Raw genomic sequence first — 16,900 nt, 5'->3', positions numbered from 1 at the left:
GGATGTCCGAGCAGTCGAGAACCCTTGCGGTTCTGGGCCCGACCAATACCGGCAAGACCCATTACGCCATCGAGCGGATGCTGGGCTACCGCACCGGGATCATCGGCCTGCCGCTGCGCCTTCTGGCGCGCGAGGTCTATGACAAGATCGTCGCCGCGCGCGGCCCCTCGGTGGTGGCGCTTGTCACCGGCGAGGAGCGCATCGTGCCGCCGCGCGCGCAATACTGGGTCTGCACCGTCGAGGCCATGCCCGAGGGGATGGGCGCGGATTTCGTGGCCATCGACGAGATCCAGCTTTGCGCCGATCCTGAGCGCGGCCATGTCTTCACCGACCGCCTGCTTCGGATGCGCGGGACACGCGAAACGCAGTTTCTGGGTAGCCATACCATGCGCCCGACCATCGCCGCGCTGGTGCCGGGGGTGGAGTTTCTGGGCCGCGAGCGCATGTCGCAGCTTGCCTATAGCGGCCCGCGCAAGATCTCGCGGATGCCCGCGCGCAGCGCCATCGTCGGGTTCTCGGTCGAAAACGTCTATGCCATCGCCGAGTTGATCCGGCGGCAGAAGGGGGGGGCTGCGGTGGTGATGGGCGCACTCAGCCCCCGCACGCGCAACGCGCAGGTGGCGCTCTATCAGAACGGCGATGTGGATTATCTGGTGGCCACTGATGCCATTGGCATGGGGCTCAACCTCGATATCGACCATGTGGCGTTTTCGTCGCTGACCAAGTTCGACGGGCGGCGGATGCGCCCGCTCTTTCCGCACGAACTGGGCCAGATCGCCGGGCGGGCTGGACGCGGGATGCGCGATGGCACATTCGGCGTCACCGGCGAGGCCCCCGATCTGGAACCGGAACTGGCGCTGGCGATCACCGATCACCGCTTCGCCCCGGTGCGCCGCCTCGAATGGCGCAACGCGCGGCTTGCCTTCGGCTCGACCGCGGCGCTTATCGCCTCTCTCGAGGCGCGGCCCGAGCATGAGTTGCTGGCGCGCGCCCGCGAGGCGGATGATCTCGGCGCGCTCAAGACGCTTGCCGAGGTGGCCGATGTGCGTGCGCGTGTCTCCGATGCGCCCGCCGTGCGGCTGCTCTGGGATGTCTGCCGCATCCCCGATTTCCGTGGCATCAGCGCCGCCGAACATGCCAGCCTGCTGGAGCGCATCTTCTGCGACCTGCACGAGTTGGGGCGCGTGCCAGACGACTGGCTGGCCGCGCAGATCAACCGTATCGACCGCACCGACGGCGACATTGATACGCTCTCGAAACGCCTCGCCCATATCCGCACCTGGACCTATGTCGCGCAGCGCAAGGGGTGGGTCGATGACGAAACCCATTGGCGTGAGGCGACGCGCGCTGTAGAAGATCGTCTGTCGGACGCGCTGCATGGGGCGCTGACCCAGAGATTTGTGGACCGGCGCACATCCGTGCTCATGCGCCGGCTCAAGCAGAAGGAGGCCATGGTGGCCGAAGTGAACGATCAGGGCGCCGTCAGCGTCGAGGGCGAATTCGTGGGCCGTCTCGAAGGGTTCCGCTTTATCCGCGACAAGGCCGCCGCCGGGCAGGAGGCGCGCACGCTGGAGCAGGCAAGCCTTGCCGCCCTTGCGCCCCATTTCCACCTCAAGGCGGACCGCTTCTACAACGCGCCCGACACCGAGATCGACTTTACCGAACAGGGCGGCCTCATGTGGGGCACCGACGCAGTTGGCAAACTTGTCGCCGGGGCGGACCCGATGAAACCGCAGGCCGTGGCCTTTGTCGATGATGAGGCCGGGCCGGATGTGGCCGCCAAGGTGCAGCGCCGGTTGCAACATTTCATCGACCGCAAGGTGGCGACGCTGTTCGAGCCGCTGACCGCGATTGCCCGCGACGAGACGCTGACCGGGATGGCGCGCGGCTTCGGCTTCCGGCTGGTCGAGGCGATGGGGATCATCCCGCGCGGCGAGGTGGCCGAGGAGGTCAAGGCGCTTGATCAGGAGGCACGCGGGCTTTTGCGCAAGCATGGTGTGCGCTTCGGTCAGTTCACGGTGTTCCTGCCGCTCCTGCTCAAGCCCGCGCCGACCCGGCTGCGGCTGGTGCTGTGGTCGCTCAGCACTGGCCTTGCCGAATTTCCCGAAGCCCCGCCGCCGGGCCTTGTGACCGTGCCGGCACAGACGGGCGCGCCGAGGGGGTATTTCACCATGGCGGGCTATCGCGCGGCGGGCGAGCGGGCGATTCGCATCGACATGCTGGAGCGGCTGGCGGATCTGCTGCGCGGCGCCGATACGCGGGGGGGCTTCGAGGCCACGCCCGACATGCTCTCGATCACCGGCATGACGCTGGAGCAATTCGCCGGGCTGATGCAGGGGCTGGGCTACCGCGCCGAGCGTGGCGAGCGTGAAAAGGTCAAACCTGTGGACCAGACCGTGGCCGAGGCCGCCGCCGCCGACACCACAGCGACAGAGCCCGCATCCCAGAACCCCGAGACGCAGGCCGAGGCTATCCCAGACGAGGTCGCGCCCGCGCCGGCGGTGGCAGCCCAGCCCGAGGTGGAGGTTGCGCCCGAGATTGCCGAGACCCCCGAGGCAGACGCCCCCGGCGAGACGCCCGCGATGGCCGCGCCCGAGGTCGAGGTCTTCTACACCTTTACCTGGGCTCCGCGTGGCCGTGGCCGCCCCGACCGCCCCGCGCAGGCCGAGCGCGGCGAACGTGGTGAACGTGCCAAACCGGGCAAGCGCGGTGATCGGCCCAAGGGCGGAAAACCCGGCAAGGGCAAGCCGCGCGAACCCCGCGAGGACCGCCCCAAGACCTTCTCTGCGCGCCCTGAGAAAAAAGACCGCATCGACCCCGACAATCCCTTCGCGGCGGCGCTGATGGGCCTGAAAACGAAGGGGTAGGCAGGGTGGCCCCTGCCGCCTTTACGGCGTGATGAGGGTCACGCCGTCCATGGCGGCGATGACCTCGACATCGGCATCGTAGAGCGCGGTGAGATGATCGACGAGTTCGGCATCCCAGCCGGGCACGTCCAGTTCTTCCTCGATCGCCGCCTCATCGGCGAACTTGTCCAGAAACGCCGCCACCACGCGGCGTTTCTGCGCCTCGGTCAGGCCGGGGCGGCCTTCGATATAGGTTTCGAATCGCTTGAGGCCCGGCGGAGTCATGATCTCGGGAAGAAGCGCGAACTCCCCCTCCAGCGGCACGGTGGCGTCCACGCCTGCCATGTCTCGAAGGATCTGCCCCCAGATCAACGGCGTATCCTCGTTGCACCAGACGGTCAGCGTCATCTCGGGAAAGGCTGTGCGCAGGCGCGCAACGGTCTCGGACCAGCGCAGCGCGGCGGGATCGTCCCCGCGCAGCAGGTCGCCCACGCTGGTAAAAGGCGTATCGGGCACCAGCGCCGGCAGAAAGGTGGCCGGATTGCGCAGCGCGAGGAAAAGCTCGATCTCGTCATCCGCGAACATCTGACGGAACTGCGCCAGCCGCATTTCGGCGGCGGCATAGAAGCGGCCGCTGCCAACGGTCATCTTGGGCGTGCCGAAGAAACCCTGATTGGACAGCACGAGCCGCGCGGTTCCCTCTTCCGCCCCTGCCGCGCCAAGCACAGAGAGGCGCGCATCCGCGGGCAGGGCATTGGCCTGCGCGGTCTGGAACAGGTCGCGGATAGGGCGGCGATAGCTTTCCGGATGGGGCACATGGGTGCCACGCTGCCGAAGGGTGCCGAAATTGTCGCGCAGACAGGTGACAAGCCTGTCCTCATCGGTCTTGTGCGCGCCTGCGTGGATGACGATCTGCATACCTCTGTTTCGCCTCTGCCGGGTGATGACGTGCCACTATAAGACGATTTCGGCCAAGGAAAACATCAATCGGTTGGACGCCCCTGCTTGCCCGCGCGCGGGAATGGCGGTAATCAGCGTGACATGATCATGCCGCGTTAGCTCAGCTGGTAGAGCAGCGCTCTTGTAAAGCGAAGGTCGGGGGTTCGATCCCCTCACGCGGCACCAGTCTTCTTCGGCGAAATCGTGGTGAAATGACGTGCGCGACGGCTTTCCCCCGCGCCGCTCTGGCGCTAACCTCCGGTCCGACAGGCAAGGAGGCGAAATGACCGAGATCATTCTGGTGCGGCACGGGCAGGCCAACAGCCACGCCTCCGACGAGGCGGGCTATGACCGGCTCTCGGCGCTTGGCGTGCAGCAGGCCGAATGGCTGGGCGCGCATCTGCGCGCCACCAACCCGCATTTCGAACACGTCGTCACCGGCACGCTCAATCGCCAGAAGGGAACGGCCGAGGCCATGGGTTATGCGGGTTACGAGAGTGACGCGCGGCTTGACGAGTTGAGCTATTTCGCGTTGGCGCAGGCCGTCGAGGCGCAACACGGCATCCCCGCGCCCAAGGATGCCACCGAGTTCGCCCGCTATCTGCCGCAGGTCATCACCCATTGGGCCGAGGGCGGGTTGAGCGGCCTGCCCGAGACGTTCGACGCCTTCACCGCGCGGGTCGCCTCGGTCATCGACGATCTGAACGGGGCAGGGGGTCGGGTTCTGGTGGTGACATCGGGCGGCGTGATAGGCATGGTGATGCGGCACGCGCTGCATCTGGGGATTCCGGGGCTTTCGAAGGTGATGCTTCAGGTGATGAACAGTTCGCTGCACCGGGTGCATCATGTGCACGAGATGCTGATGGTAGGCGCGTTCAACACCACGCCGCATCTTGACACGCCCGAGCGCGCGCATGCGCGCACATTCATCTAGGAGGATACGGGGATGCAACTCTATTACGCCCGTGGCACCATCGCCGTGGCCGTGGCCATCGCGCTGCATGAGGCGGGGCTGGGGTTCGAGGCGGTGCGGCTCGACTTCAAGGCCGGTGATCAGACGCGCCCCGACTATCACGCGATCAACCCAAAGGGACGGGTGCCCGCTTTGGTGACAGACCACGGTATCCTGACCGAGACGGGGGCGATTATGGATTATATCGCCGATCTCGCCCCGCAGGCGCGGTTGCGGCCCGAGGATCCGTATGAGGCCGCGCAGATGCGCGCGGCGATGTATTACCTCGCCTCCACCATGCATGTGAACCACGCGCATCGCGCGCGCGGGCTGCGATGGGCCGACGAAGACAGCTCCATCGCTGACATGAAGGCCAAGGCGGTGCGCACCATGACCGAAAGCGCGCAGTTCGTCGAAACCCATATGCTGCGCGGGCCGTTTGTGATGGGCGGGGCGCTCTCGCTGGCCGATCCCTATCTTTTTGTGGCGGCAAGCTGGCTGGAGGGCGACGGGGTGGATCTTGGGCTATTCCCCAAGATCCGGGCCTTCCGCGAGGCGATGGCGGCGCGCGCCTCGGTGGCGCGGGTCGTGGCCGACGGCATGATCTGAGGGGGCACGAATGACACATCTCTGGGTGCGCGCCGAGCAGCGCGCGAACGAGGAACGGGTGGGCATCACGCCAGAGGGCGCGGCGGCGCTGATCGCGCGGGGCTTTGCCGTGACGGTGGAGGAGAGCGCGGCGCGCGCCATTGCGATTGACGGCTACCGTGCGGCGGGATGCGCAATCGCGCCCGAGGGCGCGTGGCCCGAGGCCCCGGCGGACGCGATCATCTTTGGCCTCAAGGAGTTGCCCGAGGACGGCACGCCCCTGCCGCATCGCCACATCATGTTCGGCCATGCCTTCAAGGGGCAGCACGCGGGCCGGCGTCTGCTGGAGCGGTTCCGTGCGGGGGGCGGGGCGCTTTACGATCTGGAGTATCTGGTGGATGAGGACGGTCGCCGCGTCGCGGCCTTCGGCTATTGGGCAGGCTATGCCGGGGCGGCGGTGTCGCTGATGGCCTGGGCGGCGCAGGCGGATGGCGGGATATGTCCGGCGGTGGCCACCTATGCCGGGCGCGATGCGCTTCTGGGCGATCTTGCGGCGCGTCTCGATCCTCTCGCCGCGCGGCCCTCGGCCATGGTCATCGGCGCGCTTGGCCGTGTCGGCACCGGCGCGGGCGATCTGTGCGAGGCGATGGGGCTGCACGTGACCAGATGGGACATGGCCGAAACCGCCCATGGCGGACCGTTTCCCGAAATCCTCGATCACGAGATATTCCTCAACTGCATCTTCGCCCGCCCCGGCACGCCGGTCTTCGTCCCGAAATCGGCGCTCGGCGCGCCCCGCCAATTGACCGTGATCGGCGACGTGGCCTGCGATCCCGACAGCGATTACAACCCGGTGCCGGTCTATGCGCGCGCAACCACATGGGCCGCACCAGTGCTGCGGGTCCATGAGACCCCGCCGCTCGATGTCATGGCGATCGACAACCTGCCCTCGCTCTTGCCGCGCGAATCATCAGAGGATTTTGCGGCCCAACTGCTGCCGTCTCTGATGGCGCTGGACGGTATCGGCGCAGGGGTCTGGGGCCGGGCGCGGGCGGTGTTCGACGCAAATATGAAGGAGATACCGGCATGACGATCCATTGGTGCGGCACCGGGCTTTCGGCGATTCCGGGCCTCAGGCGGCTGATCGAGGCGGGGTATCCGGTCACGGTCTGGAACCGTTCGACCGAGAAGGCGCGCGTGGCGGTGGGCGATCTGACCGGTGATATTCGCGGCTTTGACATGGACACGCTCGGCGCGGCGCTGGTGCCCGGAGATGTGGTGGTGTCGATGCTGCCAGTGGACTGGCATGTGCCGCTGGCCACGCTCTGTCTTGAGGGGGGGGCACATTTCGTGTCGTCCTCCTATATCTCGCCCGAGATGCGCGCACTTGACGGGGCGGCGCGCGCGGCGGGGCTGCGCCTTGTCAACGAGATCGGGCTTGATCCCGGCATAGATCATCTGATGGCGCATCATCTGGTGGCCGACTATCGCGCCTCGGGGGCCTGTGATTCGGCCAACGAACTGTCCTTCCTGTCCTATTGCGGCGGTGTGCCGAAACATCCCAACCCGTTCCGCTACAAGTTCAGCTGGTCCCCTCTTGGCGTCTTGAAGGCGCTGCGCTCGCCTTCGCGCTCGATCCGCGATTTCACGGAACTCAAGGTGGCGCGACCCTGGGACGCGATCACGCGTTATGACGCGCCTCTGCCAGCGCCCGAAAGCTTCGAGGTTTATCCCAACCGTGATTCTCTGCCCTTCATCGCCGAGTATCGCTTTGATCCCGACTGGAATATCCGCGATTTCGTGCGCGGCACGCTGCGCCTGAATGGCTGGTCCGAGGCATGGCGCGACGTCTTTGCCGAGATCGAGACGCTGGAGGGCGAGGCGGGCGAAGCGCGGCTGCGAGAGATGTCGGAACAGTTCTGGCAGGAGAACGCCTATGCCGAGGGCGAGCCGGATCGTGTCGTGCTCTGCGTGGATCTGAAGGCCGTGCGTGGCGGCAAGACCGTCTGGCACAAGAGCTATGTCATGGATGCCTGGGGCGATGCGCGCGGCACGGCGATGGCGCGGCTGGTATCGGTGCCGGTGTCGCTGGCGGTCTGCTCGGTGCTGGCGCGCGAGATCCCGGCGGGGGTGAGTGCCGCGCCGCATGATCCGAGGCTGGTGGCGTGCTATCTGGCCGAGGTGGACCGCCTGGCGCAGCATCTGCAAGTGGTCGATCACCTCTGAACCGCAAGGGAGCAGCCATGGCGACGCGCACCGGGCCATGCAACCTGATCACCGATGTCGCCGGACTGCGCGTAGGGCAGGCCGAGGATCATGCGCTGCGCTCGGGTGTGACCGTGCTGCTGGGCGAGCGGCCGCTTGTGGCGGGGGTGCATGTGATGGGCGGCGCGCCGGGCACGCGCGAGACCGATCTTCTTGTGCCCGACCGCGCGGTGCAGGAGGTGGATGCGCTGGTGCTCTCGGGCGGCTCGGCCTTCGGTCTCGATGCGGCCTCGGGCGTGGCGGACGGTTTGCGCGCCATGGGACGGGGATTTGCCGTGGGGGCGGCACGGGTGCCGATCGTGCCCGGCGCGATCCTGTTCGATCTGCTCAACGGCGGCGATCATGGTTGGACCGAGAACCCCTACAAGGCGCTCGGGCGCGCCGCGCTCGAAGTGGCCGGCGAAATGTTCGAGATCGGTACGGCAGGCGCGGGCACAGGGGCCACGACCGCGACGCTCAAGGGCGGGCTCGGCTCGGCCTCTGCTGTCCTGCCCTCGGGGGTGACGGTGGGGGCGCTGGTGGCGGTGAACGCGCTCGGCTCGGCCACGGTGGGGCAGGGGCCGCAGTTCTGGGCCGCACCTTTCGAGATCGGGGACGAGTTCGGCGGGCTGGGTGTGCCGCGCGCCTTTCCCGACCCGATGGCCGCGCCGACCAAGCTTGCGCAGCATGGCAACACCACCATCGGGATCGTGGCGACAGATGCCACACTGACACAAGCGCATTGCACGCGGCTTGCCGTGGCCGCGCATGATGGTCTGGCGCGGGCACTGGTGCCGTCCCATACGCTGATGGATGGCGACGCGATATTCGTCGCCGCCACGGGCACGCGCCCCGCGCCGGACCTGGCCGAACAGGTGGTGCTTGGCCATGCGGCGGCCTGCGTGATGGCGCGCGCGGTGGCGCGCGCCGTTTACGCGGCCCGACCCATGGCGGGGGACACGGTGCCCGCCTGGCGCGCTCGGTTCGGGTAAGGGCCCGGTATCGCCGTTCGGGCCTGTCGGCGGCGCAGATCAGGGCTTGCCTTCGGATGCGGAAGACGCTCAGTCTGGCGCGACATCGAGGAGGAAAGCGGGATGGAAATGAACCTTGGGATGCGCCCCGAGATGCGCGCGCGGTTGGAGCGGGTCGCAGCGATGGTGCGCGACGAGATCGCGCCCCTGGAGGCGGAATTTCACGCCGAGGTGGAGAAGGGCGACCGCTGGCAGTTCACACCCCGGCAGGCGGACATCCTCGACGGGCTGAAGGCGCGGGCGAAAGCCGATGGCTTGTGGAATTTCTGGCTGACCGAGGGCGAGGCGGGCTTTGGCCTCAGCACCGTGGAATACGCCTATTTCGCCGAGGAGATGGGCAAGAGCCCGCTCGCGCCGGAGGTGTTCAACTGCAACGCGCCGGACACGGGCAACATGGAGGTGTTTCATCGCTACGGCACGGTGGCGATGAAAGAGCGCTGGCTCAAGCCGCTGCTGACGGGCGAGATCCGGTCTGCCTATCTGATGACCGAGCCGGATGTGGCGAGTTCCGACGCCACCAATATCACCATGTCCTGCCGCCGCGAGGGCGCGGAATATGTGCTCGACGGCGAGAAATGGTGGGCGACCGGCGCGGGCGATCCGCGCTGTGCAGTCTATATCGTGATGGTGCGCACCGGCGGTGACAACCTGCCCAAGCATCAGCGCCATTCGATGATCGTCGTGCCCGCAGATAGCCCCGGCATCGAAAAGTTGCGCGCGATGGAGGTTTACGGCCATGATGATGCGCCGCACGGGCATATGCATATCCGGTTCACCGGCGTGCGCGTGCCGGTGGAAAACATGCTTCTGGGCGAGGGGCGGGGGTTCGAGATCGCGCAGGGGCGGCTTGGACCGGGGCGGATACACCACTGCATGCGCGCGATCGGGCTGGCCGAGGCGGCGCTTGAAATGCTGTGCAAACGCAGCCTGTCGCGGGAGGCTTTCGGCAAGCCGTTGGCGCAGCTTGGTGCGAATTACGACATCATCGCCGAGGCCCGCATGGAGATCGAGCAGGCGCGGCTTTTGTGTCTCAAGGCCGCGTGGATGATGGACAGGGGCGACGCGCGCGCCGCAGCGCCCTGGATTCACCAGATCAAGGTGGTGGCCCCGCGCGTGGCGCTCAGGGTGATTGACGAGGCGGTGCAGATGTTCGGCGCGCAGGGCATTTCGCAGGACGTGCCGCTGGCGGCGATGTGGCATCATGTGCGCACGTTGCGCCTCGCTGACGGGCCGGACGCGGTGCATCGCCGTCAGGTGGCGCGGGCAGAGTTGCGGCGGCACACGCAGGAACGGATCTGATCCCGGGCAGCCAGGAGCGCAGGCACGCCGGACCGGCTTCGCCGCTGAGCATATCCGCACAGCCGGTTTCGCGTCTGGGCACGGTACTCACGATCTGGTGAAGGGTCCGGCTGTTTTCTTCCTCTCCGGCACGTCATAGCTATCGCGGTGCCGCAATCAAAGGAGGCGCAGATGACTGCCGAGTACAAGGTTGACCTTCCGCAAGTAAGTGACGAGACCGCCCAGGGCAAGGCGAAGGACTTGCTTGATGGGGCGCGCGCCAAGCTGGGATTCGTGCCGAACATGTATCGGGGCATGGCCAACGATCCGGGGCTTCTGAGCACCTATCTGCACGGCTACGCGCTGTTTCGCGAGCAAGGCCATTTCACCCCGCCGGAACAGGAGGTGGTGTTTCTGACGATCTCCGAGGCCAATGGGTGCGACTACTGCACCGCCGCCCATTCGATGCTGGCGGTCAAGGTGTCAAAGCTGTCGGAGGCACATACGCAGGCGATGCGTGATGGCAAGCCGCTCGATGATGCCAAACTTGAGGCGCTGCGCAATTTCACGCACCACATGTGGGAGACGCGCGGCCTGCCGACAAAGGCCGAGGCCGAGGCGTTCAAATCCGCGGGCTATGGCGATGTGCATATTCTCGAAATCATCCTCGCCCTCGCGGTCAAGACGATCTCGAACTATGCCAACCATGTGAACCATACAGACCTGGACGAGAAATTCGCCGCGTTCGAGGTGGGCAAATCGGTCGAACCGGCCTGAGCCTTACGGTCTGCGCCCCTGCCTGTCAGGGGCGCAGAACATCTCGTAAAGCACTTCGAGGATCCGCAGCGCGCGCGGGTCCGAAAGGCTGTAATAGATGGTCTTGCCGTCGCGCCGCGTCTGCACCAGCCCTTCGTGCCGCAGCCTCGCCAGTTGCTGAGATACCGCTGCCTGACGCGCACCCAGCAGCAGTTCCAGTTCGCTGACCGATTTTTCGCCCGGCACCAGATGGCAGAGCATCATAAGCCGCCCCTCATGGCCGAGCGCACGCAGAAAATCCGCAGCCTCCTGCGCGCTTTGCTGCATCTGCGCCATGTCGGCATCGGCAACGGAGAGATCTGGCAGTGTCATTCTGGTATCATCCTCGCGCCTGATATTTACTTTCATCTGTGCCGTGCGGCAATCGACAAAGCCGTGAGAGAGTGCCCCAATTGCGCGCGTGCCCTTGCAGGGGGTGGGGCGCGCCACTAAGACTCCGTTAGCCACCGGTCGCTATGATCGGTTTATTTTTACGACTCGTGCCTTTCGGGGTCCGGGAGAAACCAGCAGGCGGGACAGGATGAGAGACCCTTTCGAGACATACATGAATACCCTTGTGCCCATGGTCGTGGAACAAACCAGCCGGGGCGAGCGCGCCTATGATATCTTCTCGCGGCTTCTGAAGGAGCGGATCATCTTTCTCAGCGGGCCGGTGCATGACGGCATGTCGAGCCTGATCGTCGCGCAACTGCTGCATCTTGAGGCGGAAAATCCGTCCAAGGAAATCAGCATGTATATCAACAGCCCCGGCGGCGTGGTCACCTCTGGTCTGTCGATCTACGACACGATGCAATACATCAAGCCAAAGGTCAGCACGCTTGTCGTGGGTCAGGCGGCGAGCATGGGTTCGCTGCTGCTGACGGCGGGCGAGCCGGGGATGCGCTTTTCGCTGCCCAACAGCCGGGTCATGGTGCACCAGCCCTCTGGCGGCTATCAGGGACAGGCCACTGACATCATGATCCACGCCCGCGAGACGCAAAAGCTCAAGGACCGGCTGAACGAAATCTACGTCCGCCACACCGGGCAGAAATTCGAGTCGGTCGAGGCCGCGCTCGAGCGCGACAACTTCATGTCGCCCGAAGAGGCCAAGGACTGGGGCCTGATCGATGAAATCGTTGCCAACCGTGTGAAACCGGGAGAGGGCGACGACAAATGATCGGTGATCGCCCGTGCACGGGCGATCTCGAAATTCGCATTGTGGTGCTTTCCGCCCTGACTTAAGCTGGCCGGAGGCACAAGACGAGATGACGCGCGGGCAGCGGCGCTGAAAGGAAAGCCATGGCGAACAATTCCGGCGACAGCAAGAACACGCTCTATTGCAGCTTCTGCGGCAAGAGCCAGCACGAGGTGCGCAAGCTGATCGCGGGACCCACGGTGTTCATCTGCGACGAGTGCGTCGAACTGTGCATGGACATCATCCGCGAAGAGACCAAGAGCGCCGGTCTCAAGGCCACCGATGGCGTGCCTTCGCCGCATGACATCTGCAAGGTGCTCGATGATTACGTCATCGGTCAGGCACGCGCCAAGCGGGTGCTCTCTGTCGCGGTGCACAACCACTACAAGCGGCTCAACCAGTCGGGCAAGAACGACATCGAGTTGCAGAAATCCAATATCCTGCTCATTGGCCCTACCGGCTGCGGCAAGACGCTGCTGGCGCAGACGCTGGCGCGCATCCTCGACGTGCCCTTTACCATGGCCGATGCCACCACGCTGACCGAGGCGGGCTATGTGGGCGAGGATGTCGAGAACATCATCCTGAAACTGTTGCAGTCCAGCGAATACAATGTCGAACGCGCGCAGCGCGGCATCGTCTATATCGACGAGGTGGACAAGATCACCCGCAAGTCGGAAAACCCTTCGATCACCCGTGACGTGTCGGGCGAGGGCGTGCAGCAGGCGCTGCTGAAACTGATGGAGGGCACCGTGGCCAGTGTGCCGCCGCAGGGCGGGCGCAAGCATCCGCAGCAGGAATTCCTGCAGGTGGACACCACCAATATCCTGTTCATCTGCGGCGGCGCCTTTGCCGGGCTCGACAAGATCATCGCGCAGCGCGGCAAGGGCAGCGCCATGGGCTTCGGCGCCGATGTGCGCGACAACGATTCGCGCGGTGTGGGCGAGATCTTCAAGGATCTGGAGCCGGAGGACCTGCTCAAGTTCGGTCTGATCCCCGAGTTCGTCGGCCGTCTGCCGGTGCTCGCGACGCTCGAGGATCTCGACGAAGAGGCGCTTGTTATCATTCTGACCGAGCCCAAGAACGCGCTTGTGAAGCAATATCAGCGCCTTTTCGAGATGGAAGGCACCAAGCTCAGCTTCACCGACGACGCGCTCAAGGCCATCGCCAAGCGCGCCATCGCCCGCAAGACCGGCGCGCGGGGCTTACGCTCGATCCTCGAGGATATCCTGCTTGATACCATGTTCGACCTGCCCAGCCTCTCGAATGTCGAGGAGGTGGTGGTGAACGAAGAGGCGGTGAATTCCGACGCGGCCCCGCTTGTCATCTATGCCGAGACGCGCGGCAAGAAGGAAGGCAAGAGCGCCGGCTGATCCCGGCACACGGGCCGGACAAGGCGGGGTGCCGCCCCCCCCCCTGTTTTGTGGAGCAAGACATGAAGCGGATTTTTTCGGGTAGTCCTTTCGAGGAAAAGATCGGGTACGCGCGTGCGGTGGTGGCGGGCGGCCTTGTGCACGTTGCAGGCACGGTCGGGCAGGGCGACACGGTGACCGAGCAATGCCGCGCGGCGCTTGCCACCATCGAGAAGGCGCTCGCAGAGGCGGGGGCAGGGTTTGGCGACGCGGTGCGCGTGACCTACTACCTTCCCGATGCCACCGAGTTCGAACCCTGCTGGCCGATCCTGCGCGAGACCTTCGGCGCCAACCCGCCGGCCGCGACCATGGTGGAATGCAATCTGATCGACCCGAAATACCGCATCGAGATCGAGTTGACCGCCCGCGCCCCGGTCTGACGTCGTTCCCCGCGACCCTCGGGCATCTGGACCTTGTGGTGCGCTTCGTCCTATAAGGTCGTGACACGAGTCAGGAGTCGTCCATGGGTATTCTAAACACGCTGTTGCGCGCCGTCACCTGGTGGAACGGGCAGACGCTCAACACCCAGTTCTATACCTGGCGCAAGGGTGTGCGCGTGGGCGAGGATGAGCAGGGCAACGTTTTCTACCAGAGCCGCGACGGCAAGCGCCGCTGGGTGATCTTCAACGGCGAGGCTGAGGCGAGCCGTGTGGGCCCCGACTGGCATGGCTGGCTGCACCACACCTTTGCCGAGTCGCCGTCCGAGCGCCCCCTGCCGCGCAAGGCTTGGGAAAAACCGCATCAGGAAAACCTGACCGGAACGCCCTTGGCCTATGCGCCCGCCGGGTCGATCCGGCGCGCAACCCCGGCGGAGCGGCGCGATTACGAGGCGTGGCAGCCGGAATAGGGGCGTCAGCATGTCCGAGAACAAGGCAGAGATCCTGGTGGGTGGGCTTGTGCTCGTCGTGGCGGTCGGCTTTCTTGTCTATGCGGGCAAGACAACCGGCATGACCGGCGGTGGCGGTGACTACAGCCTCACCGCTTCCTTCCGCAGCGCCGATGGGGTGAGTGTGGGCACGGATGTGCGCCTTGCAGGCGTCAAGGTGGGACGTGTGGCCGATCTTCGGCTTGATCCCGAGACCTATCGTGCCAAGGCCGTCTTTACCGTGCGTAACGGTATCAACGTGCCCGATGACAGCGCGGTGGCGATCTCTTCCGAGGGGTTGCTGGGCGGCAACTATGTCGAGATCCTGCCCGGTGGTTCGCCTTTCCATTTCGAGGCGGGCGACGAGATCGAATTCACCCAAGGCTCTATCAGTCTCGTGTCGCTCCTGATGAAATTCGTTACGGGCAGCGACGAATGAGGCGGATGATCGCGGCGCTTGGCGCTCTCGTGCTGGCCGTTCCGGTCGCGGCGCAGGAGGCGGCAGCGCCGGGCACGGGCGCAGTTCTGCGTGCGCTGGACAAGATCACCACCGAGGTGCGTGATCTGGAGCTTGCAAATGGCGAGGCGGCGGAATTCGGCCCTCTGACGGTGGAACTGGGGGAGTGTCGCTATCCCATGGAAAACCTGGCCAGCGACGCCTATGCCCTCCTCAATATCCGCGCGACAGAGACTGGAACGGTGCTCTTTTCGGGCTGGATGCTGGCCTCATCGCCTGCGCTTAACGCGCTGGAACACCCGCGCTATGATATCTGGGTGCTGCGCTGCACCACCTGAACCGGGTCGCGCTCAAGCGGCAGCGCGTGAATATCCGCCGCCCCTGACAGCGCCTTCGCAAGCCGCGCGTGATAGGCGGCGCGGCTGATCTCGATAGCGCCGAGGCTGGCCAGATGATCGGTCAGGAACTGCGTGTCGAAGAGGGTAAAGCCGCAGCGGCGCAGATGGTCCACCAGATGTGCGAGCGCCAGTTTCGAGGCATCGGTGCGCCGCGAGAACATGCTCTCGCCAAAAAACGCCCGCCCCAGCGTCACGCCATAGACCCCGCCCGCAAGCGCGTCCTGCTCCCACACCTCCAGCGAATGCGCGTGCCCCCGCGCGTGCAAGGCCAGATAGGCCGCGCGGATGGGTGCGCTGATCCAGGTATCCATCCGGTCGGCGCAGGCATCGATAACGCCTTTGAAATCCGCGTCGAGCGTCACCCGGTAGCCCCCCCGCCGCATCCGCCGCGCGAGCGAGCGAGAGACGTGGAACCCGTCGAGCGGCAGCACGCCGCGCCGTTTCGGATCGACCCAGAACACCTCTGCGTCGTCACGATGCTCGGCCATGGGGAAAACGCCCCCGGCATAGGCGCGCAACAGCAGTTCCGGGGGCAGAAAGGCGGGCATCACGCCCTGAGATTGGTTTCCAGCCAGCGTTCGAGCCAGTGGATATTGTAGATCCCGCGCTGGATGTCCTCTTCCTGCAAGAGCGCGTGGAACAGCGGAACCGTCGTGTCCACCCCGTCCACGATCAACTCGCCAAGCGCGCGCGCCAGTCGGTTGAGCGCAGCGGGCCGGTCGATCCCGTGAACAATCAGCTTGGCGATGAGACTGTCGTAATAGGGCGGGATCTTGTAGCCGTCATAGAGCGCCGAATCCATCCGCACGCCGAGACCACCCGGCGCGTGAAACTGCGTGATCCGGCCGGGGCGCGGCGCGAAATCGGGCAGTTTCTCGGCATTGATGCGAACCTCGATGGCGTGGCCGTTGATACGCAGGTCGTCTTGCGTGAACGACATCGGCAGCCCCTCGGCCACGCGGATCTGTTCCTGCACGAGATCCACGCCGAAAATCGCCTCGGTGACGGGATGCTCTACCTGCAAGCGCGTGTTCATCTCGATGAAGAAGAACTCTCCGTTCTCGTAGAGAAACTCGATCGTGCCCGCGCCGCGATAGCTGATGTTGGCGCAGGCATCGGCACAGATCTTGCCGATGCGCGCGCGCTCTTCCTCGGTGATGCAGGGGCCGGGGGCCTCTTCGAGAACTTTCTGGTGACGGCGTTGCAGCGAACAGTCGCGCTCGCCCAGATGCACCGCGCGGCCCTTGCCGTCGCCAAACACCTGCACCTCGATATGGCGCGGGGTGGTGAGGTATTTCTCGATATAGACCTCGTCATTGCCAAAGGCGGCCTTGGCCTCGGAGCGCGCGGTCAGGAATGCCTTTTCAAGCTCGGAGGCATCGCGCGCCACCTTCATGCCGCGTCCGCCGCCGCCCGCCGTGGCCTTGACGATCACCGGAAAGCCGATCTCGGCACAAAGCGCCTTGGCCGCAGCCATATCGGCAATGCCCCCTTCGGAGCCGGGTACACAGGGCACGCCAAGCGCCTTCATCGTATCCTTGGCGGTGATCTTGTCGCCCATGATGCGGATATGTTCCGCCGAGGGGCCGACGAAGGTCAGGCCGTGATCCTCAACGATCTGCACGAAATTGGCGTTTTCGCTGAGAAACCCATAGCCCGGATGGATCGCCTGCGCGCCCGTGATCTCACAGGCGGCGATGATCGAGGGGATCGACAGATAGCTCTCGGACGATGGCGGCGGGCCGATGCAGACCGATTCGTCGGCCATGCGCACATGCATCGCATCGGCATCCGCCGTGGAATGGACGGCGACAGAGGCGATGCCCATCTCGCGCGCAGCGCGGATCACCCGGAGCGCGATCTCGCCGCGGTTGGCCACAAGGATCTTGTCGAACATGTGTGC

18 protein-coding genes and 1 tRNA gene are annotated in these 16,900 nt (G+C 65.5%); 15 read left to right on the top strand and 4 right to left on the bottom strand.

The features are described 5' to 3' along the window. The first annotated feature begins 2 nt into the window (after positions 1-2). Entirely contained in the window at positions 3-2,867 is a 2,865-nt protein-coding gene (locus KAK09_RS10025) for a helicase-related protein (protein ID WP_210878799.1), read from the top strand. A 21-nt stretch (positions 2,868-2,888) separates the two neighbouring features. Here the strand turns inward: KAK09_RS10025 and KAK09_RS10020 are convergent, their stop codons facing one another. Next, positions 2,889-3,764, bottom strand: a complete 876-nt coding sequence (locus KAK09_RS10020) for a hypothetical protein (RefSeq protein WP_210878798.1) — start codon at positions 3,762-3,764, stop codon at positions 2,889-2,891. Positions 3,765-3,895: 131 nt separating this feature from the next. On the opposite strand from KAK09_RS10020, the gene KAK09_RS10015 reads away from it, so the two are divergent. From KAK09_RS10015 to KAK09_RS09980, 8 genes are all read left to right on the top strand, one after another. Beyond that, positions 3,896-3,971 (top strand) — tRNA-Thr (locus tag KAK09_RS10015). A gap of 97 nt (positions 3,972-4,068) precedes the next feature. Next, entirely contained in the window at positions 4,069-4,719 is a 651-nt protein-coding gene (locus tag KAK09_RS10010; protein WP_210878797.1) for a histidine phosphatase family protein, read from the top strand. A 12-nt stretch (positions 4,720-4,731) separates the two neighbouring features. Continuing rightward, entirely contained in the window at positions 4,732-5,346 is a 615-nt protein-coding gene (locus tag KAK09_RS10005) for a glutathione S-transferase family protein (protein ID WP_210878796.1), read from the top strand. Positions 5,347-5,356: 10 nt separating this feature from the next. Further along, entirely contained in the window at positions 5,357-6,415 is a 1,059-nt protein-coding gene (locus KAK09_RS10000; RefSeq protein WP_210878795.1) for a saccharopine dehydrogenase, read from the top strand. Further along, on the top strand, positions 6,412-7,551 hold the full coding sequence (locus KAK09_RS09995) for a saccharopine dehydrogenase family protein (RefSeq protein ID WP_210878794.1): 1,140 nt from the start codon (positions 6,412-6,414) through the stop codon (positions 7,549-7,551). The genes KAK09_RS10000 and KAK09_RS09995 overlap by 4 nt, the downstream gene beginning before the upstream one ends. A 17-nt stretch (positions 7,552-7,568) precedes the next feature. Continuing rightward, positions 7,569-8,561: a P1 family peptidase gene (locus KAK09_RS09990; RefSeq protein ID WP_210878793.1), complete on the top strand. Its 993-nt coding sequence runs from the start codon at positions 7,569-7,571 to the stop codon at positions 8,559-8,561. 102 nt (positions 8,562-8,663) lie between these two features. Then, positions 8,664-9,899 carry an acyl-CoA dehydrogenase family protein gene (locus tag KAK09_RS09985; RefSeq protein WP_210878792.1) on the top strand — a complete coding sequence of 412 codons (1,236 nt, stop codon included), beginning with the start codon at positions 8,664-8,666 and terminating at the stop codon, positions 9,897-9,899. Between the two features lie 171 nt (positions 9,900-10,070). Next, positions 10,071-10,655: a carboxymuconolactone decarboxylase family protein gene (locus KAK09_RS09980; protein WP_210878791.1), complete on the top strand. Its 585-nt coding sequence runs from the start codon at positions 10,071-10,073 to the stop codon at positions 10,653-10,655. Positions 10,656-10,658: 3 nt separating this feature from the next. Here KAK09_RS09980 and KAK09_RS09975 read toward each other — a convergent pair whose 3' ends face one another. Then, positions 10,659-11,006, bottom strand: coding sequence for an ArsR/SmtB family transcription factor (locus KAK09_RS09975; protein ID WP_210878790.1), 348 nt, complete (start codon positions 11,004-11,006; stop codon positions 10,659-10,661). Between the two features lie 208 nt (positions 11,007-11,214). Here KAK09_RS09975 and KAK09_RS09970 point away from each other — a divergent pair, with 208 nt between their 5' ends. The 6 genes from KAK09_RS09970 to KAK09_RS09945 all read left to right on the top strand — a co-directional run bounded on the left by KAK09_RS09970 (position 11,215) and on the right by KAK09_RS09945 (position 14,937). Then, on the top strand, positions 11,215-11,850 hold the full coding sequence (locus KAK09_RS09970; protein WP_210878789.1) for an ATP-dependent Clp protease proteolytic subunit: 636 nt from the start codon (positions 11,215-11,217) through the stop codon (positions 11,848-11,850). A gap of 122 nt (positions 11,851-11,972) precedes the next feature. Then, entirely contained in the window at positions 11,973-13,238 is a 1,266-nt protein-coding gene (gene clpX / locus KAK09_RS09965) for an ATP-dependent Clp protease ATP-binding subunit ClpX (RefSeq protein ID WP_210878788.1), read from the top strand. A 62-nt stretch (positions 13,239-13,300) separates the two neighbouring features. Next, positions 13,301-13,657: a RidA family protein gene (locus tag KAK09_RS09960; RefSeq protein ID WP_210878787.1), complete on the top strand. Its 357-nt coding sequence runs from the start codon at positions 13,301-13,303 to the stop codon at positions 13,655-13,657. Positions 13,658-13,740: 83 nt separating this feature from the next. Further along, entirely contained in the window at positions 13,741-14,124 is a 384-nt protein-coding gene (locus tag KAK09_RS09955) for an NADH:ubiquinone oxidoreductase subunit NDUFA12 (protein WP_210878786.1), read from the top strand. Positions 14,125-14,134: 10 nt separating this feature from the next. After that, positions 14,135-14,581 (top strand): outer membrane lipid asymmetry maintenance protein MlaD, encoded by a 447-nt coding sequence (gene mlaD, locus KAK09_RS09950; protein ID WP_210878785.1) that lies wholly within the window; start codon positions 14,135-14,137, stop codon positions 14,579-14,581. Beyond that, complete coding sequence (locus KAK09_RS09945) at positions 14,578-14,937, top strand: DUF2155 domain-containing protein (protein WP_210878784.1); 360 nt, start codon at positions 14,578-14,580, stop codon at positions 14,935-14,937. The genes mlaD and KAK09_RS09945 overlap by 4 nt, the downstream gene beginning before the upstream one ends. Here KAK09_RS09945 and aat read toward each other — a convergent pair. Together aat and accC are read right to left on the bottom strand one after the other, a co-directional pair. Then, positions 14,904-15,545 carry a leucyl/phenylalanyl-tRNA--protein transferase gene (aat, locus tag KAK09_RS09940; protein WP_210878783.1) on the bottom strand — a complete coding sequence of 214 codons (642 nt, stop codon included), beginning with the start codon at positions 15,543-15,545 and terminating at the stop codon, positions 14,904-14,906. The two genes, KAK09_RS09945 and aat, sit on opposite strands and share 34 nt — an antisense overlap. Next, positions 15,545-16,894, bottom strand: coding sequence for an acetyl-CoA carboxylase biotin carboxylase subunit (gene accC / locus KAK09_RS09935; protein WP_210878782.1), 1,350 nt, complete (start codon positions 16,892-16,894; stop codon positions 15,545-15,547). Before accC ends, aat begins: the two co-directional genes overlap by 1 nt. Positions 16,895-16,900 lie beyond the last annotated feature (6 nt).

It is taken from the genome of Roseovarius autotrophicus (assembly GCF_018069895.1).
Classification (GTDB): domain Bacteria; phylum Pseudomonadota; class Alphaproteobacteria; order Rhodobacterales; family Rhodobacteraceae; genus Roseovarius; species Roseovarius autotrophicus.
The sequence above is the reverse complement of the archived record's forward strand: the minus strand, read 5'-3'. Positions and strand labels throughout refer to the sequence as shown.